Annotated in this window: 20 protein-coding genes and 1 tRNA gene; 12 read left to right on the forward strand and 9 right to left on the reverse strand. The window is 38.3% G+C overall.

Features of this window, described 5'->3' with window-relative positions; translation table 11 throughout:
- Positions 1–70 precede the first annotated feature (70 nt).
- The 3 genes from LEP1GSC203_RS04560 to LEP1GSC203_RS04570 form a co-directional block, all read right to left on the reverse strand.
- Entirely contained in the window at positions 71–1,510 is a 1,440-nt protein-coding gene (locus LEP1GSC203_RS04560; protein WP_002972460.1) for a M20/M25/M40 family metallo-hydrolase, read from the reverse strand.
- 70 nt (positions 1,511–1,580) lie between these two features.
- On the reverse strand, positions 1,581–2,183 hold the full coding sequence (locus LEP1GSC203_RS04565) for a class I SAM-dependent methyltransferase (protein ID WP_002972327.1): 603 nt from the start codon (positions 2,181–2,183) through the stop codon (positions 1,581–1,583).
- 72 nt (positions 2,184–2,255) lie between these two features.
- A complete protein-coding gene (locus LEP1GSC203_RS04570; protein ID WP_002972797.1) occupies positions 2,256–2,948 on the reverse strand; it encodes a nitroreductase in 693 nt (230 codons plus the stop codon).
- Positions 2,949–3,065: 117 nt separating this feature from the next.
- Between LEP1GSC203_RS04570 and LEP1GSC203_RS04575 the strand changes: the two genes are divergently transcribed.
- The 4 genes from LEP1GSC203_RS04575 (at position 3,066) to ilvD (ending at position 8,689) form a co-directional block, all read left to right on the forward strand.
- The gene (locus tag LEP1GSC203_RS04575; RefSeq protein WP_002972736.1) at positions 3,066–3,647 is read left to right on the forward strand and encodes a TetR/AcrR family transcriptional regulator; all 582 of its coding nucleotides are present in this window, start codon (positions 3,066–3,068) and stop codon (positions 3,645–3,647) included.
- Complete coding sequence (locus LEP1GSC203_RS04580) at positions 3,644–6,298, forward strand: TonB-dependent receptor plug domain-containing protein (protein ID WP_039937128.1); 2,655 nt, start codon at positions 3,644–3,646, stop codon at positions 6,296–6,298. Before LEP1GSC203_RS04575 ends, LEP1GSC203_RS04580 begins: the two co-directional genes overlap by 4 nt.
- Complete coding sequence (locus tag LEP1GSC203_RS04585; RefSeq protein WP_002972148.1) at positions 6,295–6,942, forward strand: hypothetical protein; 648 nt, start codon at positions 6,295–6,297, stop codon at positions 6,940–6,942. Before LEP1GSC203_RS04580 ends, LEP1GSC203_RS04585 begins: the two co-directional genes overlap by 4 nt.
- A gap of 70 nt (positions 6,943–7,012) precedes the next feature.
- The gene (gene ilvD / locus LEP1GSC203_RS04590; RefSeq protein ID WP_002972162.1) at positions 7,013–8,689 is read left to right on the forward strand and encodes a dihydroxy-acid dehydratase; all 1,677 of its coding nucleotides are present in this window, start codon (positions 7,013–7,015) and stop codon (positions 8,687–8,689) included.
- Positions 8,690–8,714: 25 nt separating this feature from the next.
- Here the strand turns inward: ilvD and LEP1GSC203_RS04595 are convergent, their stop codons facing one another.
- The gene (locus LEP1GSC203_RS04595; protein WP_002972310.1) at positions 8,715–9,731 is read right to left on the reverse strand and encodes a pirin family protein; all 1,017 of its coding nucleotides are present in this window, start codon (positions 9,729–9,731) and stop codon (positions 8,715–8,717) included.
- Positions 9,732–9,926: 195 nt separating this feature from the next.
- A complete protein-coding gene (locus tag LEP1GSC203_RS04600) occupies positions 9,927–11,141 on the reverse strand; it encodes a PAS domain-containing sensor histidine kinase (RefSeq protein ID WP_039937130.1) in 1,215 nt (404 codons plus the stop codon).
- Between the two features lie 133 nt (positions 11,142–11,274).
- Between LEP1GSC203_RS04600 and LEP1GSC203_RS04605 the strand changes: the two genes are divergently transcribed.
- From LEP1GSC203_RS04605 to LEP1GSC203_RS04620, 4 genes are all read left to right on the forward strand, one after another.
- Positions 11,275–13,026 carry a hypothetical protein gene (locus LEP1GSC203_RS04605; RefSeq protein ID WP_039937133.1) on the forward strand — a complete coding sequence of 584 codons (1,752 nt, stop codon included), beginning with the start codon at positions 11,275–11,277 and terminating at the stop codon, positions 13,024–13,026.
- Positions 13,023–15,050 (forward strand): 7TM diverse intracellular signaling domain-containing protein, encoded by a 2,028-nt coding sequence (locus LEP1GSC203_RS04610; RefSeq protein ID WP_002972439.1) that lies wholly within the window; start codon positions 13,023–13,025, stop codon positions 15,048–15,050. The genes LEP1GSC203_RS04605 and LEP1GSC203_RS04610 overlap by 4 nt, the downstream gene beginning before the upstream one ends.
- A 98-nt stretch (positions 15,051–15,148) precedes the next feature.
- A complete protein-coding gene (locus tag LEP1GSC203_RS04615) occupies positions 15,149–16,225 on the forward strand; it encodes an alkene reductase (RefSeq protein WP_039937239.1) in 1,077 nt (358 codons plus the stop codon).
- Positions 16,226–16,537: 312 nt separating this feature from the next.
- The gene (locus LEP1GSC203_RS04620) at positions 16,538–17,146 is read left to right on the forward strand and encodes a beta-class carbonic anhydrase (protein ID WP_002972587.1); all 609 of its coding nucleotides are present in this window, start codon (positions 16,538–16,540) and stop codon (positions 17,144–17,146) included.
- A gap of 512 nt (positions 17,147–17,658) precedes the next feature.
- Here the strand turns inward: LEP1GSC203_RS04620 and LEP1GSC203_RS04625 are convergent.
- Positions 17,659–17,729, reverse strand: a tRNA-Gly gene (locus LEP1GSC203_RS04625).
- Between the two features lie 83 nt (positions 17,730–17,812).
- Between LEP1GSC203_RS04625 and LEP1GSC203_RS04630 the strand changes: the two genes are divergently transcribed.
- Positions 17,813–19,318 (forward strand): carboxypeptidase M32, encoded by a 1,506-nt coding sequence (locus tag LEP1GSC203_RS04630; RefSeq protein ID WP_002972937.1) that lies wholly within the window; start codon positions 17,813–17,815, stop codon positions 19,316–19,318.
- Between the two features lie 37 nt (positions 19,319–19,355).
- The gene (locus tag LEP1GSC203_RS04635; RefSeq protein WP_002972798.1) at positions 19,356–19,682 is read left to right on the forward strand and encodes a hypothetical protein; all 327 of its coding nucleotides are present in this window, start codon (positions 19,356–19,358) and stop codon (positions 19,680–19,682) included.
- On the opposite strand, the gene LEP1GSC203_RS04640 is transcribed toward LEP1GSC203_RS04635, so the two are convergent.
- Positions 19,658–20,086: a DUF423 domain-containing protein gene (locus LEP1GSC203_RS04640; protein WP_002972781.1), complete on the reverse strand. Its 429-nt coding sequence runs from the start codon at positions 20,084–20,086 to the stop codon at positions 19,658–19,660. The two genes, LEP1GSC203_RS04635 and LEP1GSC203_RS04640, sit on opposite strands and share 25 nt — an antisense overlap.
- 21 nt (positions 20,087–20,107) lie before the next feature.
- On the opposite strand from LEP1GSC203_RS04640, the gene LEP1GSC203_RS04645 reads away from it, so the two are divergent.
- Positions 20,108–20,443, forward strand: a complete 336-nt coding sequence (locus LEP1GSC203_RS04645) for a hypothetical protein (RefSeq protein WP_039937137.1) — start codon at positions 20,108–20,110, stop codon at positions 20,441–20,443.
- A 34-nt stretch (positions 20,444–20,477) separates the two neighbouring features.
- Here LEP1GSC203_RS04645 and LEP1GSC203_RS04650 read toward each other — a convergent pair whose 3' ends face one another.
- Both LEP1GSC203_RS04650 and LEP1GSC203_RS04655 read right to left on the reverse strand, forming a co-directional pair.
- Entirely contained in the window at positions 20,478–21,236 is a 759-nt protein-coding gene (locus tag LEP1GSC203_RS04650) for a hypothetical protein (RefSeq protein WP_002972689.1), read from the reverse strand.
- Positions 21,233–22,132 carry a CPBP family intramembrane glutamic endopeptidase gene (locus LEP1GSC203_RS04655; protein ID WP_002972413.1) on the reverse strand — a complete coding sequence of 300 codons (900 nt, stop codon included), beginning with the start codon at positions 22,130–22,132 and terminating at the stop codon, positions 21,233–21,235. The genes LEP1GSC203_RS04650 and LEP1GSC203_RS04655 overlap by 4 nt, the downstream gene beginning before the upstream one ends.
- 78 nt (positions 22,133–22,210) lie before the next feature.
- On the opposite strand from LEP1GSC203_RS04655, the gene LEP1GSC203_RS04660 reads away from it, so the two are divergent.
- The gene (locus LEP1GSC203_RS04660; protein ID WP_002972814.1) at positions 22,211–23,113 is read left to right on the forward strand and encodes a LysM peptidoglycan-binding domain-containing M23 family metallopeptidase; all 903 of its coding nucleotides are present in this window, start codon (positions 22,211–22,213) and stop codon (positions 23,111–23,113) included.
- The last annotated feature ends 33 nt before the right edge of the window (positions 23,114–23,146 follow it).

Genomic DNA, 23,146 nt, shown 5'->3' on the forward strand with positions numbered 1-23,146 from the left:
GAAATACCAGTAGATATGATTTGCAGAAATTGAAAAGCTTACATATAGTTTCTGCAAATCTTTTTCTCTTCTACTGATTCATCTCCACTAAAGTTTCAAAAAGTATTTTTGTTCCGAGTTCCAAGTTATCAATAGTCATGTTTTCATTCTTTCCATGCATTCCATCAATATCTTCCGATTTGAGAACTGCGGGAATCAAACCATAGGCTTTGATTCCTACTCGTCTTAAATAGGAATTATCCGTTTTCCCTGGCGAAAGAAAGGGAGTCACTGTACTATTCGGAAATTTATTTACGGACACTGCTGCCAATGTACTAAAAAAACGCGTGTTGATAGGAGATACATCCGTTGGATTGATATCGGTAAAAGTAATTTCTGCTTTGTATTTCTCCGCGATGGATTTAACTTTTTTGGCAAATTCCTCAATGTCAACACCGGGAAGTGTGCGGATATCCAATCTTCCTGAAGCCTCTCCTGCAATTACATTCTCTCCCCCTTCCCCTTCTGTCGTGCGAAACCCAGTGATTGATTTCGTATTAGTTGTCATAGCCGTTAGGTGGCGGTTACTTCGAATGGTTCCGTGCAATAAGGGTTTGATCAAAGGGTTTCTGGCATTCTTCAAAAAAAATGAATTAGGAAAAGAGCTGATAGTTCCTAGTTGATAAAAAAATGCATCAGTTTCTGAAGTTATACGAATATCAGATTCCAGTTCTCTTACTTCATTAAAAAATTGGATTAGGGATAACGCAGGATATTGAGGTGGTGGAGAAGATCCGTGTCCACTCGTTCCTGTGATTTTCGCACGTAACCAGATGTTTCCTTTTTCCGCATACTGAATGTTAAAGATGGTCGCACCAGGAATCACGATGTCCCTTGTCGCCACTCCGCCTTCATTGATAGCGTATTCATATCCTTCAAAAACTTGTTTTTGTTTTGAAGTCATGTATTTTCCACCTAACACAGATCCTGATTCTTCGTCTGCAAGAGCCAAATACATGATCTTTCTAGTTCTTGGAATTCCCGATCGTTTGATCTCAAGAAAAGCGATTAATTCCATAACGGCCATTCCTTTCATATCAATCGCACCACGCCCCCAAACACGACCTTCACTCACTGTTCCCGATAGAGGAGGCAACTTCCATTCTTTAGTATCAAATTCTACTGTATCTAAATGGTTTGCGAGGATGATTCCTGATTCTGGATTTTGCACTGTAGCAGGTAATTCTGCTATCAAATTGGGTCTTGTTGGGTATTTGGGAACAAAGACAAAACGAGAAGGGATTCCTTCTTTAGCCAGAACTCCTTGGATGTATTTTGCAACCTGGATTTCATTTCCACGAACAGAAGGGATCTTTAATAGATCTGATAGGAGTTTGACCGCTTCTGTTCTACGAGCTTCCCAATTGACTTTGGGATAAGACTGTTTCAGTTCTGCATACTTTACTTTTTGACCGAAGGAACATTGTAAAAAGAATCCTGTTACGATTGATAACGAAATGAAAAACTTCATGAAACTATTTCTCCTTCTTCTTCCGAAGAAAGAGAATCACGGATTTCGAAACTTGAAAGAAAAAACTAACTTAGATTTTTCGTAAAACAAGGCGGACAATGGCAGCCTTTCCTCTATGGAACGGACTTTCGTTTAGTTCAATCTCTAAAGCCTCTTCGTATTCTACGTTCATTTCTGAAAAGTCCATACGCAAATCTTTTAGATTACTTAACATATCCGGATCTTTCGGACCACCTGAAGTATATTGTAGTTGGTCAGGGGAGAATGCTTCTAATAACAAAATTCCACCAGTTTTTAAAGTCCGAACACAATTTCTATGAATGGTAGTTCGAATTGATTTGTGAAAGTGACAATAAATCAAAGCAACCATATCCATTTGCTCCGGAGCGTAAGGATAATTCAATGCATCAGAAATTTCGTAATGAAAACTTACATTTTTTTCTTTTGCAAGAGCCGTTGCTTTTTGTTTTCCTTCCTCGGATTGGTCAAATGCAAATACATCCCAACCTAAGCCTGCAGCAAATACAGCATTTCTCCCTTCTCCTTCGCAAGGAAAAAGGATTCTTCCTTTTTTTAAATTAGGCAAACGAGTGCGTAAAAAATCATTTGGATCTTTGCCGTAAACATAATCCTCGTTCGCATAACGTTCGTTCCAGAAAGATTTAGAATACATAATATCCCTGCTGTTTTTTATTTTTATAGTCGGATCATCATATACTAATCTTTCTGAATAGGAAGTTCTTTTTCAATAGAAACGAAGTAAATCTTCAGCTGATTCCCTTGGCGTGTGGAAACGATTGAGATCTGAATCAGGTTTTGGATATCCAATACTTAAGCCCATGATCACCTTTTCTTCTTTGGGTAATTCAAGAGAAGCCCGAACCACATCCGGAAAAGCTCCAAGTGCCGCTTGTGGACAAGTTCCCAATCCTTCTTCTCTTGCTAAAAGCAGAACCGACTGAACAAAACAACCCAAATCAATTCCGACAAAAAAGTTAAGATCAAATTTGGATGTTATAAAAACTGCTGTAGGTGCTCCAAAAAATGCAAAGTTACGAAGCATAAATTGGTCTCTTGCTTCTTTATCTTTTCTATCAATCCCTGCAACACCGTAGATTTTCATTCCCAAATCAAACATTCGTTTTTTGGCATCACTAGGATAGGATTCTGGCCAATTTGTTTCTGGCTGCGGTGTAGACTCACGAGCTGCTTTTGTTAGGTTTCTTGCCAACAGGTCTTTTTTTTCCCCACTCACAATATGAACCTTCCATGGTTGTGAGTTTTTCCAACTGGGTGTCCGCAGAGCTTTTTCAAAAATTGTCTTCAGGGTTGTTTCTGGAATTGGTTGGGGTAAATACTCTCGAATGCTATGTCTAGTTTCTAAAGCTTCGGTGATGGTGGCTGTTTTTCCGTGGATGGATATCAATTCAGAGTTCATTTGGTTTCTCCTAGGCTACATACATACCAGTCGGTATGTATTGGCAAGAACTTTTCATACAGACCAGTTGGTATAAATTCTTGCATAGATTCGGTAACCGTCGATTTTGGGGGAGAAATGAAAAAAGAACCAACTCGTGTACGCCTCCTCCAAGTCAGTCGGCATCTTTTTTTAAAACAAGGTTATTCGGAAACAGGACTCAACCAAATTGTAGAGGAAGCAAAAACTGTTAAAGCCAGTCTATACCAACATTTTTCTTCCAAGGAAATGTTAGGGAAGGAGGTGCTTAGGTTATATTCCGAAGAAAATCTAACATTGCTTAAATCCTTAATGAAACGAAATCCAAAACCATTAGATTTTGTAAAAGCTTGGGTTCGTATCCTTTCCAGAGAGGCAAGGGAATCACAACTTTATGGTTGTGGTATGGCTAACTTTCGTGCACAAATTGCTCCACAAGAATTAGAGATACTTAAAGAAATTGAAGAAATTGCAAACAAAACTATCAATTGTTTGGCAGAGTATTTGGAAGAGTCGGTTGAAAATGGTCATTTAAATTCTAAAGTAGATTGTCGTTTACTCGCCAAACATTTATTCTTTGTTTATGAAGGGGTTTTGCAAGGATACAGGTTGCTTGATGACAGAAGGTCATTGGATGAATTGTATAAAATTGCTGAAAGTTTGATCCCATCTCCTAAATGAAATATATACGAATCTATCTACTGATCATATGTTTTGCCTGGCAGAGTTCCACCTTTGCAGAAGGCAATCTAGAAATTGTTTTCCAAATTGTGAAATCCAATTCTGGAAAACCGGTAAGTAATGCTGTCGTAATTTCTAAAAAGGGAAAAACCAGCGGGGTATCCAATGAAGAAGGGATCGCCAAACTTCGATTTCCCGAACCTGGGTATTATGAAATCAAAGTTTCTACCGCAGACCGAACGGAATCTATATTTCGAGAAGTTCGTTTCAAAGGCCAAATCATTTTGGTTACTATATCGGAATCCAATCTAGCGGGAATTTTAGTGAGTGGTGAAAGAGATAAAACTCCACTTTCCCGATATGGACTCGTCCAAGACGAAATCAAACGTCTTCCCGGAGTGTCCGGCGATTCCTTAAAGGCTCTCCAAACCATTCCCGGTGTTGTCATTGGTGCGCCTGTGGGAATTTTGCCATCTGTGTTTACAAATATTGGAACCAATTTACTAACTGGAAATCCTTACTCCAATAGTGAGAGAGGGGACTTATCTCTTCGAGGTGGTGGAACTCGTCAAAATCAATATTACTTTGATGGATTTCCACTTCCTTATCCTTTCCATTTGGGAAACCAGTCTTCTGTTCTCAATAACAATCTTATTAAATCTTTTGATGTATTTACTGGTGCTTTTCCAGCTAAATATGGTTATGCGACTGGGGGAATTATCGCCATCGAAGGAACCGATCGCGTTGATGAAAATAAAACTGTTATAAATACCAATTTATTTTTATCTGATATTTATAATCAAAGTAAAGTCCTTCCTGGGCTTGCCATGATTAGCTCTGGTCGAAAGAATTATCCTAACTTAGTTTTATTGCAGGCCTATCCGCAAGGGATACCTGAAGACGCCAAATATGCGGAATACCATGACTATCAGTGGAAATTGATTTGGGATATCAATTCCGAACACCGACTCACTATACAAACCTTTGGAACTAGAGATCGACAAGCATACACCAAAGCACAAGCCGATTTGGAAAGAGGAGGGCAAGACCCACGTCCACCAACTGGCCTCGATCGTATGTTTCGCACTGATGCCATTCGTTATATATGGAAAGGGAAAACTTTTCGAAATACTTTATCTTATTCACGTACATCATTTAATGAATTTTTTGAACTTCGATTCACTAACCCTCTGACTGCAGAGAATATTTTTGGATTACAAAATAGAACCGCTGATTCGATTACCTATGTTCACAATGCCTTTGAATGGGAACTTTGGGAAGAACATCTCAAACTAGAAGCTGGTGTACAAGGTAGGTTTCGTGAAACTACTTTAAAGGGCGAAAATATTTCTGCTTATAACCGATTATTCAATAATATATTTAATGACCTTTTAAATTCCAATGCTGCCTTTCGATCTGTGATCGACGGAGATCGTGTTCGGTATCGTGAAAAATCTGCTTATGCGGAACTACCTTTTAAATATGCAGGTTTTCGCCTAACACCAGGAGCACGAGTTGACAATTATTCTGGCAGTAATGAAACCAACTTGGCTCCTAGGATTACAGGTGGGTATCTTTTTGAATCGACAAAGACTGGTTTTATGGCCGGGCACGGAATTCATTACAATGCACCAGTTTCGGTGGAAGCTTTGTCTGCCAAATCAGGAAATCCCAATCTCTATATGGAACGTTCGGAACACAATTCCGTAGGGATTAGCCAGGAGTTTGCAAACCTTTGGCAAATTAAAATTGAAGGGTTTAGGAACATCTTTCAAAATATCATAGTCCCGGATGCCTATATTGTAGATCCCTACGCTCTAAACAATGACACTCGAATCTTTGTAAATGAAACAGCCAAAGTTCTCGCCAACCCCATCACTCCTAAAAATTTAAATTATTCCAATGCGGGATATGGTCATTCGGAAGGGATCGAAATTTTTATCAAAAAAACAAAAGATCCAAGAGAACAATCAGGACTCTTTGGTTGGATATCCTATACTAACTCCATCACAAAACGTATCAACAACCAATCTCGAATGAACAGTGATGAAACGAGAAATCGAACTTTATTAAACAATTCCAGAACTCTACTTGCTCAGTCCAAATTCGGCACTAACTATATCAATTATTATGATGATAATCAGTTTGAAGTAATCTACAATAATGACAAAGAACAATTGTATGATTTGGACAGAACTCATATTCTTAATATTGTTTTTGGTTATAAATTCAATCAGGAATGGATGGTGGGGGGAAGGTTTCGTTATTTTTCAGGGACTCCTTACACTCCCATTACAAGTGCTACACGGGCAAGCCAAGCGGCAACGTTTGGACTAAATTTATACTTTCCCAATTATTCAGGAAATTATAACAGCGATCGATTTTTGCCTTTTCATCAATTTGATTTGCGGATTGACCGAATTGAAAATTATTCCTGGGGTTATATCAATACCTACATTGAATTTGTGAACTTTTATGGTCGCCGCAACCAAGCCGGTTTTGATTTTGATAACACTAAAAATTACGAAAGAAATCAAAACCCCGCACCAACGTATGATACAGTCAATTCTCCCTTTATCATTTCCCAAACTCCCAACGGAAAAATGGCGATTATCCCTCTGATCAATATTGGTATAGAGGTGCGATTTTGAAACAGATTCTTCTCGGCTTTAGTATGATTCTTTTTTTGGCCTCTTGTTTTGAGAGTGGGGAAGAAGTAAAAAAGGAAGAAGAAAACAAACAAACTTTTTACCTAACAACTTTCTATTTGGTTCGCCAATCTGGCAATTGTATCAAAACAAATACTTCCCTAACTTCGAACAATCAGTTTTGTAGTCGCCGACCTTTAGGTGTTTGTAATGTAAACCAACTCATTGTAACACAAGCAGAAGTGAATGTCATTTTGAACGAAGCTAGAATCATTCAATCAAGAACTGTCGATTGTCAAGAATCCATTTTACAATCTGGTGTTTTGAGTTCCAAAGCAACCACTGTCGCTAACATTGATTCTTTCAAATCACAGTATACCTTTCGAGTTGTGGAAACTTGCGAATTAGAAGGATTCCAGGAAGCGAGTGGAACTAGGTTAGCTAATTTTACAGAGATCCAATGGTTGGAGTCTGTCCGAGGTAAAATTGCAAAAGCAGCGAAATCCATATCTGCCAATACTTTTTTACCGCAAGCCAACCGTGATCGTGCTAACAGTTGTTTGAATTTAGAATTTAAAGATTGGGAAAAGGATTTAGCTCAAGGAAATATTGACAATAAAATCCTGGTCGAAATCGTTCATCCTTAATTCCAAAATCCGCTTTCCTTAACCTTGGCATCTTACATTTTGTCTTTAATCCAAAGGAAATTCAATTATTATGACTTTGAATCGATACAGCCGCACTCTTACCCAAGACGAATCCCTTCCCGCCTCTCAAGCAATGATCATTGGCTCCGGCGTTCCATATGAAGATTTAAATAAACCTTTCATCGGAATTGGAAGTACAGGATTTGATGGAAACCCTTGTAATATGCACCTAACCACACTTTCTGCCCTACAAAAGAAAAGTGTTTTAGATACAAAACAAATGGTGGGTTTACTTTTTAATACCATTGGTGTGAGTGATGGAATCACAAACGGAAATGATGGAATGCGTTATTCTTTACCTTCACGAGAAATCATTGCCGATTCCATTGAAACCATTGCAGGTGCACATTATTATGACGGCCTCCTATTTACTGCAGGTTGTGATAAAAATATGCCAGGAGCTATCATGGCAATGGCAAGACTCAATCGTCCTTCCATCATGGTCTATGGTGGAACCATTAACGGTGGGAACTATAAAGGTGAAAAATTAAATATTGTCTCAGCCTTTGAGGCTTATGGAAAAAAAATTAACGGTAAAATCACTGAAGATGATTTTAAAGAAGTGATTAAAAATTCCTGCCCAGGTCCGGGTGCCTGTGGTGGAATGTACACGGCAAACACAATGGCTACTGCCATCGAAGTTATGGGAATGAGTTTGCCTTATAGTTCGTCTTCTCCAGCTCGCAGTGAAGAAAAGAAAAAAGAATGTATGAATATTGGAAAGTACATGTACAATCTTTTAGAAAAGGACATTAAACCATCTGATATCATCACTCCTAAATCGATTTTAAATGCCCTTCGAGTAGTGACCATTCTTGGTGGTTCTACAAATGCTGCCTTACATATGATCGCAATAGCAAGAACAATGGGAATCCCTCTCGACTTAGAACAAATTCAGAAAGTAACCGATAAAACTCCACTCCTAGCAGATATGAAACCAAGTGGAAAGTATCTTATGGAAGATCTACATGCCATAGGTGGAACACCTGCGATCATGAAATTCATGTTAAGCGAAGGTTTAATTGATGGATCTTGTTTGACTGTGACTGGAAAAACCATTGCAGAAAACTTAGAAGGCCTTCCGGACCTTCCCAAAGACCAAGACTTACTTCGCCCTGTCAGTAACCCGATAAAAAAAGAAGGCCATATCCAAGTTCTTTATGGAAACATTGCCAAAAAAGGGGCTGTCGCAAAAATCACGGGCCACGAAGGGGAAATGTTCGAAGGAAAAGCTATTTGTTTTGATTCCGAAGTAGAAGCAAATACCGGAATTCGTGACGGAAAAGTGAAACCAGGCCATGTGGTTGTGATTCGTTATGTGGGCCCGAAAGGGGGTCCAGGAATGCCAGAGATGTTAAAACCTACTTCTGCCATCATAGGGGCTGGCCTTGGAGATAATGTAGCACTCATTACCGATGGTCGGTTTTCTGGGGGAAGCCATGGATTTGTTGTGGGGCATATCACACCAGAAGCTATCGAAGGTGGGGAATTGGCTTTGGTTCAAGATGGGGATACGATTCTTATTGATGCTCGCACAAACCAACTCGAACTTAAAATCTCAGCAGAGGAATTGGAAAAACGAAGAGCTAAATGGGTAAAACCACCTTACCGCATTACTACAGGATACCTTTGGAAGTACATCCAAATGGTAAAAGATGCAAGTACCGGTTGCCTAACAGACCGTTAGGCGTAATCTTTAAATTCCCACTGGTTTAAGTGGGAATTTCTTCCTTTCCATCCGCATGTCTGGCAAATCTTCCTTTGCCAACATGAACCGGATCATAAGAATCCCAAGGCCAACCACCAAACTGTGTTTTGCGATAATCATCAAACGCTTGTTGGATTTCTTCTTGTTTGTTCATAACAAAGGGCCCATACTGAACCACTGGTTCTGCAATGGGTTTTCCTTCTAAAATCAAAATCCGACCCGTTTCTGATCCATTCTTCAATGTCACTGCTAGATCCGATGTAAGATTGTACATATGTTTGCCAGGAACAACGACATCATCTAAAATCAGGCCTTCGCCTCGGAAATAATAAAGGTTTCTGTTGTTTCCTTTGGAACTACCTGGAATGACAAAACTGACATCGGGATCTAAATCTAAAATATAAATTCCCACTTCGTTTGTAGGATCTCCTGCCCAAGAATCCGGGGGAGGATCCAGTGGTTTTTCGCCAAACAAAGATCCTGCGACGGTTTTAATTTTTACTTTTTTCCCATTCGCATCAGATACATGTTTCACGGGTATGTCTTCGTTCCAAAACATTTTGAAATGAGGATCTACAAATTTATTTTTTGCAGGGAGGTTGAGCCAAATTTGGAAGAGTTCCAAAGTATTATCGCTCGTCTCGTCTACTAAAGGAAACATTTCGGAATGTTGTATACCGGCACCGGCAGTCATCCATTGTACGTCACCATCTCCATACCTTCCTGCTGCACCTTGGGAATCCGCATGATCAATGAGGCCTCTTTGGACTACAGTCACCGTTTCAAATCCGCGGTGAGGATGACCTGGAAATCCAGGAATGGTTTCGCCGTGGTACATCCTCCAACCATCTTTACCTGCAAAATCTTGGCCAATTTGTCTTCCTTGTAAGGAGGCATCAGGGCCAAATTTTCCGTTCCCTTTGGGATAAAAATCTTCATGGTGGACACAAAACAAAAAAGGATCCGATGTGGGCCATTGGAAGTCGAGTTTTTGGGCGTATTGTATGGATTTATGTTTCATCTCATCCTGTCTTTGAGATTCAAGTCTCTATTAATAAGACAGGAAATCGGGATTAAAAGTTTTTTACAACGGAAACATTCACACCATTCACACCATTAGAACCAAATTCTTTGGAACTTTGCGATGAAATGCTATTAAAAACAGTGATAAGTTCCTTATCATTTGGAAAATCTTCCGCAGGCAGGATAAATATATTTAGGAAATATTGGTTTGTCCTAATTGAAAAAAGAAAGTAGAGCCTTTGTTTGGTTCACTTTGTACCCAAACAGATCCATTATGTTTTTCCAAAAATTCTTTACAAAGAATGAGCCCAAGGCCTGTACCAGATTCTTGTCCTGTTCCTGGAGTGGAAATTTTTTTATCCAATCGAAATAGATTATTTAACTGCTCTTTTTCCATTCCCACACCTTGGTCTTTGACATAAAAAACAGGGGAAGTCGTTTGTGATTCGTTAGAAATACCAATAGTTACTTCGTGATTAGAGTAACTAAATTTGATTGCATTGGAAATTAAATTTCGAACAACAGTTTCAATCATTAATAAATCAGCAAATATTTCTAGGCCTTTAGGAATTTGGTTAGAGATGATCACTTTCTTTTTGTTAGCGGAAAGATTTAAGAGTCCAACAACTCTCTGTACTAGATCATAAAAAAGAATTGAAATAGGTTGGAAGGTGATATTTCCACTTTGAGAACGGGACCAGTCCAAAAGGTTTTCTAGTAGGGAATAAACCAAATCAGAAGATTCTTCTAACATTTTTAAATATTGTACCCTTTCGGTTTCTGAAAAATGGGAATCATTTTCACTTAGGATTTTAGTAAATTCGCGTTGGGTTCCTAAAGGGCCTCGTAAGTCATGGGCAATGATAGAAAAGAACTTATCTTTCGTTGCGTTGAGTTCTGCTAATCGGATTGCCGATTGTTTCAGTTTGTCCTCAGAAAGTTTTCGTTCCGTGATATCGCGTATGATTGCACAATTATATTGTTTTCCGTCATATTCTACTAAGTTTACGGTAACTTCTATCGGAACACTAGTTCCATCTTTTCGTTGATTGATAGTTTCTATCGTAAAGGATTTGCGATCTAAAATTTCCTGCCAGTGTTCATTCCAACGCTCCACACTAAACAACGGATCCACTTGAAACATTTTCATCGATAGTAATTCTTCTTTCGTATATCCATAGTTTTTACAAGCAGCATCATTTACAAAAACAAAGTTTCCATCTGCATCTATCCAAACGATGGTTTCTGAAATTGTATCAATGGAAAATTGTGTGAATTGAAGGGTATGGATTAAATTCGTATGTTTCGATGTGGTATCGTCACAAGTCTGTTTTAACATTTGGTTCTCTTTTTCCAAACGGTTTAGATCACCTAAAATGACTTCGTATGTCTTGGGTTGTAGAGACATGGATAAATGGTAAAATACAATTTTGGAAATAAAATGCCAAGAACTAAGTGTAAGGAAGAGTTTATTTCGATTGGCTAGAATCGGACTTGACTTAAGGAGTTTTCCTAGATAGACCTAGACTCCCCGAAACCCTATGCCTTGTTTATTTTGCCAAAAAGGATTAGCCCGTTTTTCCCGTTTAGAGCCCGTTCGGGATGAACGGGAAACGCACAATTTTCCAACCGAGGATATTGTTGGAAATTCTCTGAACTTGTTTCAGGAAATCTATGAATGTAAAGATTGTCATAGCCTTTGGTGGATCAAAACTAGAGGCACAGGGGATCCCCGTTCCACCTATCCAGAGTATTACGAACAAACAGCCGAGCGATTTGATGATCAGCGTTCAGAATTGATTCGTAACCCTTCCGTTTCTGGAATTCTCGCTCATAAAAATTCATTATTTCCTTATGCCTTCTTTGAAGAAATTTTAGAAATCCTTTCGCAAACAGAAGCGGAGGCTTTAAAAACTTTATACTTAGAACGCGATTCCAGTTTGCCTACTACTGTCAAAAGGTGGCTTCTCCAATGGTATCAAAAAAGTTTCCCTGATGAATTCCAGGAAATCCAAACCAAAGGTTTTCCGTCTTCCGCAATTCCGCTTTTTACTTTGGATCAAAATGAATCGGTAATAGTTTCTGAGTTTATTGCAAAGGACCAATTTGCATTTCTTAGTTCCCAAGAAGAGAAATACTATTTACAAGCCTATGATCTAACCCAAAAGAAAATACTTTGGAAAGTCACCATTCGCAAACCCTTTCTGGAAGGTTTACAAATCCCCATTTTATTTTACCAATCGGGTTATCTTTGTTCTTACCAAGGATTTCAAAAAGGATCGGAATACTTTTCAAAACTGAATAGACCAGATACTCTTTGTATTTATGATCTCGAAGGCAAACTCATCCTATCCATACTTCTTGCTTTTCAGTGTTATGAGATCCTATCAACAGAAGAACGTGACGTCTCAGAAAATCGAATTTCGCATAATTTTTGTTTTACGATACTGGGAGAAACTTTGTATCTTCCTCACCAATCGGAAATTCACGTTTATGATTTGAAATCGGGAAAACGAATCCGAAGTATAGGATTACCAAAATTTGAAATTTTTTCCGGTAAGGCTTTCGAAACTGAATCTGGAAATATCCTTTTCCATACACTCAAAGGAATTCTCGGTATCGATTCCTCTGGAGAAATTATCTTCCAATACTTGTCTTCTTACCATCCTGTGTTCATTGATTCACAGTACCAATTATACTATTACTATGCCAAAGTAGAATCAGCAAATACAGGTGAAACAATAGAATTTAAAAAAACTCACGATTCGGGTATATCTTTGGTTCGGGAGTTGGCATCCATTCCAGTAGAATTTCCTGGTGGAGTTTATTTGTCATTTGCCTTGGATGGATCCCTTCTTCTTAATTCCCAATGGGAAACCATCAAAGAATTTCCCTTTAGTGCCACAGACACTCTCGGTCCTCATTCCTTTGGAGTTGCAAAAACTCCTGTGATCGTGACGGAAGATCGTATCATCATTACCAATGATTTTTCCGGAATCTACATGATTGATTTTTTGGGAAATGTTTTCTTAGAAAGGTCGATCCAATCAGAAGTTCTGTCTGTATTTACGTTTGATGGAAAACATTCCATCATCATTCTCAGCTTTCACGATGACTTTAGTGATAAGGAAGAGATAGAACTATTCTTACTTTCTCCGAATGGAGATTTCATCGCAGAAAAAAAACTCCCAGGCCCTCAGGGGTTGTCAGTGAGTTTTGATGGGATTTGTGTTTTTGCAAAAAACAATCAAATGTTTTCCCTCGATCTATTTTCCTCAGAAGAGTCCAAATGAAATTGGTTGGTAGGCCAAAGTTTCTAATTTCTGTTTTTTTGTTTTTAACTGCTTTGGAAGTTTCTGCTGAGACCTTGAGCATTGATATTCAAAAAAGTGACAGTTCCCCCCTCTATATCGCGAAATCAATGTTAGTGTTTGAAGATAAAACAAATCAATTGGACTTTGATTCCATTCGTTCTCCTCTATTGGAATCAAAATTCATAAAGGTTCCTTCCTCCGAAGAAGCTTTTAATTTTTCCTATTCCCAATCTACCTATTGGCTAAAGATCCAATTAAAAAATTCAAATCTAAATTCGAAAGAAATCGCATTGGTCGTTTCTTATCCACGATTGCAAACACTGGAATTATACTTTCAAAGTTCCAAAGAAGTGAAAAAAATCCCGTCTGGTTACTCTGTTCCCATGACCAAACGTCCCTACCAAAGTAGATTCTTTGTGTTTCCCGTTTCGTTTCCAGGAAATACGAATGCTATGGTTTTTCTAAAAGTAAAATCACCAAATTCGATCAATATCCCCATCCAATTATGGAACCGAGATTTGTATGATCGTCATGAAATTGATGATCATGTCATTCAAGCCATGTACTTTGGAATTGCTTGTGCTATGGTGTTATTCAATTTGTTTCTATTTTTTATACTTAAGGATTCAAATTACTTTCTTTATGTTTTAGTAGTATCTAGTACTGCCTTTACCATTGCATCGCATAATGGAATCGCTTCCGAATATCTATGGCAGAATTCACCGTGGATGGATCAATATTCAGTGAATCTATTTATTTCAATCGTTTTGATTCTCTTTTTAGCCTTTATGAGAAGTTTATTAAATACGAGGCAGTTAATTCCAAAATTGGATCAAATCAGTCTCTCGCTCATCTTCTTACAAATTTTATTACCTATTTTATATATTTTATCTTTTGAATCTTTTATTAAAATCATCGTGCTTAGTCATGCGATTACATCATTTTGGATTCTGTTTGTAGGCACTATTTGTTCTTTTAAAAAAGAAAGAATTGCATATTTCTTTTTATTAGCATTTGCATTTTTATTTTTAGCTCTAATTGTATCGACACTGCGGGCGTTAGGATTGATTCCTACTAATTCCTTTACTATCGATGGGCCCCAATATGGTTCTGCCGCCGAAATGATGTTACTTGCTTTTGCTCTTGCGGATCGTTACAACACAATCATCAAAGAAAAAGAAACAGCGGAAGCACTCGTAAAATTTAATTTAGAAAAGTCCAATTTAGATTTAGAAGAAAAGGTGAAAGAACGCACTCAAACATTAAATCGAACACTCAGTGCGATGAGGCGAGACCTCTTCGTAGCGAAAAAAATTCAAGAGAATTCTCTCGTCACCGATGATAGGCTGATCAAAGAATTAAATCTTGTGTATCGTTATCTTCCCGTATCAGAAGTGGGTGGCGATTTTTTTGATATTTGCCAATTAAACAAATCCAAATATCGAATCCTTATCGCTGATGCCACAGGCCACGGTGTACAGGCTGCAATGATTACAATGGCAATCAAAGGTTTGTATGATAATATCAAAAACTTTGAATTACCTCCATCCAAAGTGATGGAAATTTTTAATGAAGAGTTTATGGATAACTTTGTCTCCCTCAATAGCCTTCTGACTGCTTTGATTTTAGATATAGACCTAATCGAAAGAAAGATCCAGTTTGCTTCCGCAGGCCATCCTGCTGCTGTATTTTTCCAAAATGACCAATTGCATTTGTTAACAAAAACAGGTAAGATGATTGGGCTTAAAAAACAAATCCATTATGAACAGTCGGAACTTACTTTTGGTCCGAAGGATCGGCTCTTTGTATTTACCGATGGAGTTTTTGAGGCTTTTAATGCAAAAGATGAGGAGTTTGGAGAGGAATCTCTTTACCATCTTTTTCAGTCCACAAGGCATTTAACCCTAACGGAAGTGGAAGACCACCTCCTAAAAACACTACAAAATTTTCTCAATGGTCAGGATCGGCAGGACGACCTAACCATCCTTGGGATCGATTTTTGATTTTTTTTTTTCAAAATTAGTTTAATATTAAATAAATATAACATCAAATCATTTAAGTTATAGTCTATTGATTAATAGCAAATAAATTGGAGAACCTTGTGAAATCATTATTTTCAGAAGCGAAGTTAGGAAATCTTTCCTTAAAAAATAAAGTGGTGATGGCCCCGATGACTAGATCCCGTTCCATTGGTAACGTACCTGGTGACCTGGTTGCCACATATTATGAACAAAGAGCAGAAGCAGGTCTAATCATCACAGAAGGTACTTCACCTTCTCCGAATGGTCTTGGTTATACGAGAATTCCTGGAATTTTTTCAGAAGAACAAACCAAAGCTTGGAAAAAAGTAACCGATAAAGTCCATAACAAAGGGAGTAAAATTTTTGTTCAACTCATGCATACGGGTCGAATTGGTCACGAATTGAATTTACCGAAAGGAGCAAAAGTCCTTGGACCTTCTGCCATACTTGCCAAAGGACAAATGTGGACAGATACGGACGGAATGAAAGACCATCCCACACCCCAAGAAATGACCAAAGCAGAAATCAAATCTACTTTGGAAGAATTTGTGACTGCATCGAAAAATGCAATCCAAGCTGGATTTGATGGAGTAGAATTGCACGCAGCAAATGGATATTTACTCGAACAATTTTTACATCCGTCCTCTAACCAAAGGACAGACGAATACGGTGGTTCCATAGAAAACAGAATCCGATTCGTTGTGGAAGTTGCATCTGCAGTGAGTGCTGCTATCGGAAAAGAAAAAACAGCAATCCGTTTGTCACCTTACGGAGCCTTCAATGATCTTTTTCCATTTCCAGAAACACATGAAGAATATTCGTTGTTAGCTGAAAAGTTAAATCAAATTGGTATCGTATACATCCATTTGGTTGACCATTCCTCAATGGGTGCACCGACTGTAGAGCCAGAAACAGTCCAAAACATTCGTAATGCATTTAAGGGAACCCTCATCCTAAGTGGTGGGTATGATGTTGAACGCGCAGAAAAGGATCTTTCTTCTGGACTTGCTGACCTTGTCGCTTTTGGAAAACCTTTCCTTGCCAATCCCGACCTTGTCACTAGGTTCCAAAAGAACATTGCTCTTGCTTCCTTTGACCAGACAACGCTCTATACACCGGGTGAAAAAGGTTATAGTGACTATACATTTGCAAGTTAACTACAATGAGTAGAAGAATCGTTATCTCTTAATCTTATTTAGATTTTTTAGCGCCTCAATTTCTACTAAAATAAGGATCCTTTGGTGGCCTGGACCGGGCTACTTCAGGGTCCGCATTCGCTCCCGTCACCTACCATCTAACGATGGCAGGTGACCAAGCCTTCCGTATCCCTGGCGCAAGATTCCTACCCAAAACCAACCTCTCCATTCTCTTGTCCATTTGCCAAATGCACTGTGCAGATTGAGAAGATAAATCCCTACTCAGAAAATTGTTTTCTTGTCCATTCTGTTATATTGAACTTTATTTCCATTATGTCAAACTCACTCATACAACAAGAAACAAGCAAAGTTCATAAAGAAGTCATCGGTGCCAACGATAAGTATGTATCGGAATTTGGGAAAAAAGGCGAACTAGCCCTTCCTCCTGCGAGAAGTTTTACCATCCTTACCTGTATGGATGCAAGACTTGATCCTGCTAAGTATGCAGGCCTTGCCGAAGGTGATGCCCATGTCATTCGCAATGCGGGAGGTCGTGCTAGTGACGACGCCATTCGTTCTCTTGTGATTTCTTACAAACTGCTAGGAACCAAAGAATTTTTTGTCATCCATCACTCTGATTGTGGAATGCAATTGTTTACGGACCACATCATTCGAAACCTCCTTTCCAAAAGTTTGAAAACAGCAACCATAGATTCTAATGGATGGCGCAACTTAGAAGAGTCTGGAGGTTCGGAGGAAGCTAAGTTCATCCCTTTCTTAACCTTTGAAAATTTGGAACAAAGTGTAATCGATGACGTAAAACGAATTCGTAATCATCCTCTAATTCCTAAAGACATCCCAGTTTATGGTTATTATTACGATGTGAAAACCGGGAAATTGGTAGAAGTTGCGGAGGCTACAAAAATAGGAAGGGCTTCCTAATCACAAAACTCCAATACAACTATATAAGAATCTCCTTTTTGATCCCATCTAACAGAACGTTGGTTGGGATCTTTCAATTTTTGGAATCTACATAAAACGAACTTTAGGATTATTAATAGCCTGTCACTTCGATTGGAGATTGTTAAGATATGATTTAATATGAACTTATTTGAAATAAATTAGGGTTTTTTGCGAATTGGATTTCTGAAATCATGGGATTGTGATAAGAGGAAGGCATTGGGTGGCGGGTCTAGTTCCCCACCCTAATCGGGCGGGGGTACGGATATCCATTCTGTACACGCTTACTTGCGGGCGAAGGGGCTCGCCGCCTCGGACATCCTGTCCTCACTGCGCTTCGAGGCAGGGCGTCGCTCTTGATTCGCCATCGTGGCTTTCTTACTGTAACAGTCGTTCCCTATGGGTCACTCCTGTTCCAGGTCGCACCACAGTTCGATCCCTTCGGATTAAATTCTAAATAAAGATTGGATTTTGGAAAAAGTGAGTCTGTCTTTTGCGGGCGAAGGGGCTCGAACCCTCGCCAGAAGCTTGGAAGGCTGCTGTGCTACCGTTACACCACACCCGCGACAGTAAATACATAGTTTTGGTTGGGGGTAACGGGTCAACGATTTTTGGTTCCAGAAACCGTGGGACAAAGAAAATGAGTCTATGGCTCTTCCCCAAGCACTCGAAAATTACCGAAAACAATATCGTAAAATCAAATTATTCCAAGATGTCGCTTCTGTCCTCCATTGGGATTCCGAAGTGATGATGCCAGAAGAGGGACGGGAATACCGATCGGCACAGATCGCAGCCGTGGCAGAACTCACTCACGACTGGATGACGGATAAATCTTTTCTAAACCAAATCCAATCAGCAAAAAAATCCATAAGCGAACTTCCTGAATCAGAAAGGTCACTTTGGAACCGAGAATTGGAAGTTCTTATGGAAGAAAAAGAAAAGGCAGATAAATTGCCTTCGGAATTTGTTTCGGAATTTGCAAAGGTAACAAACCTTGCACATGCTGAGTGGGCAGAAGCAAAAAAAGGAAAAAACTTCCAATCATTTTCGAAACGACTAGAGGAACTTGTTCAATTATCTAAAAAACAAGCAGATTACTTTGGTTATACGACTGAACCTTATGATGCATTACTCGATAGTTATGAAAAAGGTGCGAAAGCAGACCAAATTCAGATTTTATTTTCTGATTTGAAAGAGTCTTTGGTTCCTATTGTTGCCACCGCTCCTAAATTTAATAATCCATTTCCAGGGCCCATTTCTATCGAAAAACAAACCAAATTTTGCAATCGTTTGCCTGCACTCCTCGGACTTACGACAAAAGAATCTAGATTGGATATTAGTAACCATCCGTTTTCCACAAGTTTGGGAAAGGGAGACAAACGAATCACAACTAGATATTCTGAAACCGATCCACTATCATCCATCTTTGGTGTGTTACACGAGACCGGACATTCTCTTTATGAATCTGGACTTTCGGCAATGCACGAATGGCCCACACCTATCACAGAATTTTTAAGTTTAGGAATTCATGAATCACAAAGTCGATTGTGGGAAAACCAAGTAGGTCGTTCCTTACCATTTTGGGAATTTGTTTATCCTATCCTCCTTTCTGATTTTGAATTAACCGATAAGGAACTTCCATTCAAAGCACTTTACCAATACATCAATAGTACGGAAAAAACAAAAGTGAGAGTAGAGGCGGATCAAATCACATATAACCTTCATATTATTCTTCGATTTGAAATTGAAAGAGACCTCATCAATGGAAAAATCCAAGTAAAAGATTTACCTGAAATTTGGAATGCAAAGATGAAGGAAAGTTTTGGACTCAAAATTGAAAATGATGCAGAGGGTGTTCTACAGGATATCCATTGGTCGATGGGAGCGTTTGGATATTTTCCAACGTATACTTTAGGAAATATCTTTAGTTCTCAATTTTTTAAAAAGTTTACTGAAGAATTTCCAGATTCGCATAACAAATTTTCTGCGAATGGTGATTTTTCTGATCTATTAAATTGGCTGAGAAAAAACATCCATTCCAAAGGAAAAATATATGATGTGGATACCCTGATGAAACAAGCAACAGGAGAATCTCCTAATGCCAAACATTTGATTTCCTATTTAAATGGAAAAATTAAAGAAGTAACAAAGTAACTATTCGTTAGAGTAACAAATTATAAAAAGGATTTATATGTCAGGATCAGAACAAACTTTAGAAAAACTTAGCCAATTATCATACTTTGATAATCTAGCATTATACTATTTATGCATTGAAACACCTCCACAAACACTTGCATTGGCATTTATGCAAATGGATGAAAAAATTGCAGGCTCTATGTTAGGTGTTTTGGATGTTCAAAAAAGGAAATATGTTCACGAACTAATGGCGCTTCAAAAAGACAGTTCGGAAGAAGCTAAAAAAGCCGCCGCCGAAGGGTTGTTACTCATCGCCGACGGATTAATTTCTAGAAATCTAATTAGTAAACAAGGTCATTATTTTTTTGGTACAAAGAAATAAAAAGATCCAAGACCTAAACTAATCCAGCCAATTAAAAAACACACTCCGCCTATGGGAGTGATGGCCCCTAAAATTCGGATTCCCGTAACAGCTAGAGCATACAAACTAAAGGAAAAAATCAAAATTCCAAAAAGGAACATCCAGGTTGCTAACTTAAAATATCTTGTACTTTTGTTTGCAGATTCTAATACTAAAGATTGCTGCAGTAATAGAAAGGCTGCTAGTGCAGCTAACGTATGATAAAAATGATAACGATTTCCCGTTTCAAAAATTACCATAAGTTCCGAGCTCACAAATTTTTTAAGTCCGTGGGCTCCAAAAGCTCCGATGGCAACAGCTAAAAAACCAGAAAGACAAATCAACAGGATTAAAACCGCAGAGGATTGCTTCTTGACAAGATTCATAAACGATACTTCCTATTGCCTATGACTTCAGATACATCCGGAAAGAATACTAAATTTGTAAGAGTTTGGCGACAACTCAATGTGGAGGACGTAAAAAAACAACTACTCTATATTGATGATCTTTATGGAACCTGTGGAAATTGTAAAAAACTAGGTCTTAACTATCTGAAGGATAAAAAATGTCCTGATTGTGGAGTTACTTTCAAATATATGGCGACTAAATTGAGTAAGGTGGCAGATATTGGAAAAATTCTGAGCCGAATTGATAAAGAAGGATTGGATTTAACTTTAATTGAGAGAGAAGATTTTGAAAGATCCAGTGCATCCGATGCCGCAAGGGATCTATTCAAATCCTAGAAACAAATTTCAAACCTGGTTGGTGTTGAATAAATTAGAATTTAAACGACCAACCAAATTGTGCTGTTTTGTTATGTGCCGATGTATCTTCCCAAGCGTCAAAGGCGCGAACCGCCCTAGAAACAGCTAACGCAGCAAATATGCCAACTGCGTTGGGTGATTCCCAAACATTCCCAGCACCTTTCACATTGGCCATATTATCCCAAATATTTTTTTTAGGTAAGTTTTCCTGCGCATAAAGGTAGGCGCCACCTGCCAAAATCAAATCACATAAAAGATAAATACTCATACTCACAAATGTGTCTCGATTGGTAAATAGCGGAGAATTCCATGAGTTGTAACCCACTGAAGCCATCGGAGTGATAATATTCAGTCCTTGCGAAACCAAATGGTATTTTTCAGATAAGGGAACTGCAGATTCATGGGGAGGTTTTTGGAGTAACTCTTGTTCCATGATTTGTTTCCACATTCTTTCCTGTCCTCTTCTAGGAGACTCAATACGAATGATAGAATCTGGTGATGTTTTTCCTACTTTTCCGACATAGATGTTAAAATCATAAGGGTTTTTCCAACGATGTTTGTATCGGTAAACAAATCCTTGTGTTTTTTCATCGGCATAAAAATCAGGATCAAGTTTGTTCAAAAGTGCCACCAAACGAAGATTAACATCTTCAGGGCCACCTAAAATTTCAACCGATTCACCTGCTAAAAGAGAACTTGTTACACTCGTTGATAGAAATAGTGTGATACAAAGATAAATAACAATAGATCGGAATCCCTTAACCGATTTCATGATTGGACTCCAGGAAGTTGAAGGTAAGCATTGATTAAACCCAAAGAATTATAAGTGGCGTGACAAGCCATTGCGATCCAAATGTTTCCAGTTTTAATATATATATATCCAAAGAACATACCCACACCGCAAATAATAAATGGAATGGCAATCGAAGTTCCTTCACCATAATGGAGCCATCCAAAAATCAAAGACACAATAAACAAACCCTCTTGGGCCAGATTTTTATCGATAAATGCTTTTAATAAAAATCCTCTAAAAAAGATTTCTTCCAAAATTCCTGTAATGATTCCCACAACATATATTCCCCAAGCGAGTAGGTATCCATTTCCATGTAGGGCTTCGTATAGTTTTTTTGCAAATACGCCAGACTCTACTGGAACCGACAGTTTTTCCAAAACCAATCCAAAGATAACAACCACAATGAAACAAATGAACCCATTGGCAATTCCACGAAGTAATATGGGAATGGAAAGTTCATCTTGTAAGTTTGTGACAGGAATTTGTAATACTTTTTTATAAAGGATATACCCCAAACCCACATAACATAAAAACCATGGAATGGAATGTCCTAATAGATAGTGAGGTTTTTCAGAGAATACTTTGTCATAAAACTGAGACAAAAGCAGGCCTGGGTTCTCAGTGATATCCTTTTGGAATTGTTCTTTGATCGGTGTTACAATTTTTTCATATTCCGTAAGCATGGTGGAAAAATCTATCTTACCTTCCCAATACTCTTCATAGAGGGGGAGAATTTGATCTTCAGGAATCCGATCCCCAAGCACCGTATTGTTCACAAAGGCTAAAAAAATAACGGAATAGAAGAAGGAACAAACATAAACGAGACCCAATGAATAGGCGGTAAGCCGAAAGATCTCAAAAAAACGATTCTGCATCTGCCTTACAGTTCCTCAATTTCGGCAAGAATCGTCATCGTTTTTTTGGGAAAAGGTCGATATTCAAATCAGAAGATTATGTCTAAAACCGTCGATTTTCTGAAATGGATCCTATTTCTTACCTCAATCAGTGGATTCCCGTCTCTCATTTCCGGCCCGATCAGTTTGGCTAATTTAGAATATAGCAACCCTTCTCTAAAAAACCTTCGTTCTGAAATCAAAGAAAACTTAAGAATCTCCAAATCGGGAGCAAGAAGAGAGGAGCTTATCCCTCTCAAATACTATCAATACAAGGTTCGCAAAGAGGATAATTTTTTCAAAATTATGGCTCGAACGGGGATGGATTTGGAAACATTATCTTCTGTCAATGAGCTCAGCTCTCCTCATGATTTATCGCCAGGTATGGTTTTAGAAATTCCCAATATGCGAGGAACCTTTCATCCCGAAGAAACTGCAGGTGATGAAAAAACCAAACAAACATTAGTCGAAAAATATAACATCGATTCCAATAAATTACAATACGACTCAGAACGTGAAAAATGGTTTTTGCCAGGAATCTCTATGGGTAAGTCAGAAAAATCGTTCTTCTATGGATTTGGATTTCAGTTTCCATTGACAGAAGCTAGAATTTCATCCGGGTTTGGAAAACGATTGGATCCATTTACTAAAAAAGATACCTTTCATGGTGGAATTGATTTGGCCGCCGAACAAGGATCAGACGTGTTTGCCTCTATGGACGGTGAAGTTATTTTTAAAGGCAAACAAGGTGGTTACGGAAATTTAATCATTATAAAACATAGTTTAGGATATGAAACTCGTTATGGACATCTTTTTGATTTTAATACAAACATAGGTCAAAAAGTAAAAAAGGGACAAAAAATTGGAGAAGTAGGACAAACAGGTAGAGCGACCGGTCCACATTTGCATTTTGAAATTAGAAGAAATTCAAAACGTGAAAGACCTATTTTTCGATCTCATTAAAAAAAGATTTTACGACTCTCATTGATTCCTTTA

The organism is Leptospira terpstrae serovar Hualin str. LT 11-33 = ATCC 700639, from assembly GCF_000332495.1.
Classification (GTDB): domain Bacteria; phylum Spirochaetota; class Leptospiria; order Leptospirales; family Leptospiraceae; genus Leptospira_A; species Leptospira_A terpstrae.

What these genes read in the sequence shown, in the direction of transcription:
- LEP1GSC203_RS04560 (WP_002972460.1), bottom strand. Translation starts at nt 1,510, where the DNA reads ATGAAGTTTTTCATTTCGTTATCAATCGTAACAGGATTCTTTTTACAA.
- LEP1GSC203_RS04565 (WP_002972327.1), bottom strand. Translation starts at nt 2,183, where the DNA reads ATGTATTCTAAATCTTTCTGGAACGAACGTTATGCGAACGAGGATTAT.
- LEP1GSC203_RS04570 (WP_002972797.1), bottom strand. Translation starts at nt 2,948, where the DNA reads ATGAACTCTGAATTGATATCCATCCACGGAAAAACAGCCACCATCACC.
- LEP1GSC203_RS04575 (WP_002972736.1), top strand. Translation starts at nt 3,066, where the DNA reads ATGAAAAAAGAACCAACTCGTGTACGCCTCCTCCAAGTCAGTCGGCAT.
- LEP1GSC203_RS04580 (WP_039937128.1), top strand. Translation starts at nt 3,644, where the DNA reads ATGAAATATATACGAATCTATCTACTGATCATATGTTTTGCCTGGCAG.
- ilvD (WP_002972162.1), top strand. Translation starts at nt 7,013, where the DNA reads ATGACTTTGAATCGATACAGCCGCACTCTTACCCAAGACGAATCCCTT.
- LEP1GSC203_RS04595 (WP_002972310.1), bottom strand. Translation starts at nt 9,731, where the DNA reads ATGAAACATAAATCCATACAATACGCCCAAAAACTCGACTTCCAATGG.
- LEP1GSC203_RS04600 (WP_039937130.1), bottom strand. Translation starts at nt 11,141, where the DNA reads ATGTCTCTACAACCCAAGACATACGAAGTCATTTTAGGTGATCTAAAC.
- LEP1GSC203_RS04605 (WP_039937133.1), top strand. Translation starts at nt 11,275, where the DNA reads ATGCCTTGTTTATTTTGCCAAAAAGGATTAGCCCGTTTTTCCCGTTTA.
- LEP1GSC203_RS04610 (WP_002972439.1), top strand. Translation starts at nt 13,023, where the DNA reads ATGAAATTGGTTGGTAGGCCAAAGTTTCTAATTTCTGTTTTTTTGTTT.
- LEP1GSC203_RS04620 (WP_002972587.1), top strand. Translation starts at nt 16,538, where the DNA reads ATGTCAAACTCACTCATACAACAAGAAACAAGCAAAGTTCATAAAGAA.
- LEP1GSC203_RS04630 (WP_002972937.1), top strand. Translation starts at nt 17,813, where the DNA reads ATGGCTCTTCCCCAAGCACTCGAAAATTACCGAAAACAATATCGTAAA.
- LEP1GSC203_RS04635 (WP_002972798.1), top strand. Translation starts at nt 19,356, where the DNA reads ATGTCAGGATCAGAACAAACTTTAGAAAAACTTAGCCAATTATCATAC.
- LEP1GSC203_RS04640 (WP_002972781.1), bottom strand. Translation starts at nt 20,086, where the DNA reads ATGAATCTTGTCAAGAAGCAATCCTCTGCGGTTTTAATCCTGTTGATT.
- LEP1GSC203_RS04645 (WP_039937137.1), top strand. Translation starts at nt 20,108, where the DNA reads ATGACTTCAGATACATCCGGAAAGAATACTAAATTTGTAAGAGTTTGG.
- LEP1GSC203_RS04650 (WP_002972689.1), bottom strand. Translation starts at nt 21,236, where the DNA reads ATGAAATCGGTTAAGGGATTCCGATCTATTGTTATTTATCTTTGTATC.
- LEP1GSC203_RS04655 (WP_002972413.1), bottom strand. Translation starts at nt 22,132, where the DNA reads ATGCAGAATCGTTTTTTTGAGATCTTTCGGCTTACCGCCTATTCATTG.
- LEP1GSC203_RS04660 (WP_002972814.1), top strand. Translation starts at nt 22,211, where the DNA reads ATGTCTAAAACCGTCGATTTTCTGAAATGGATCCTATTTCTTACCTCA.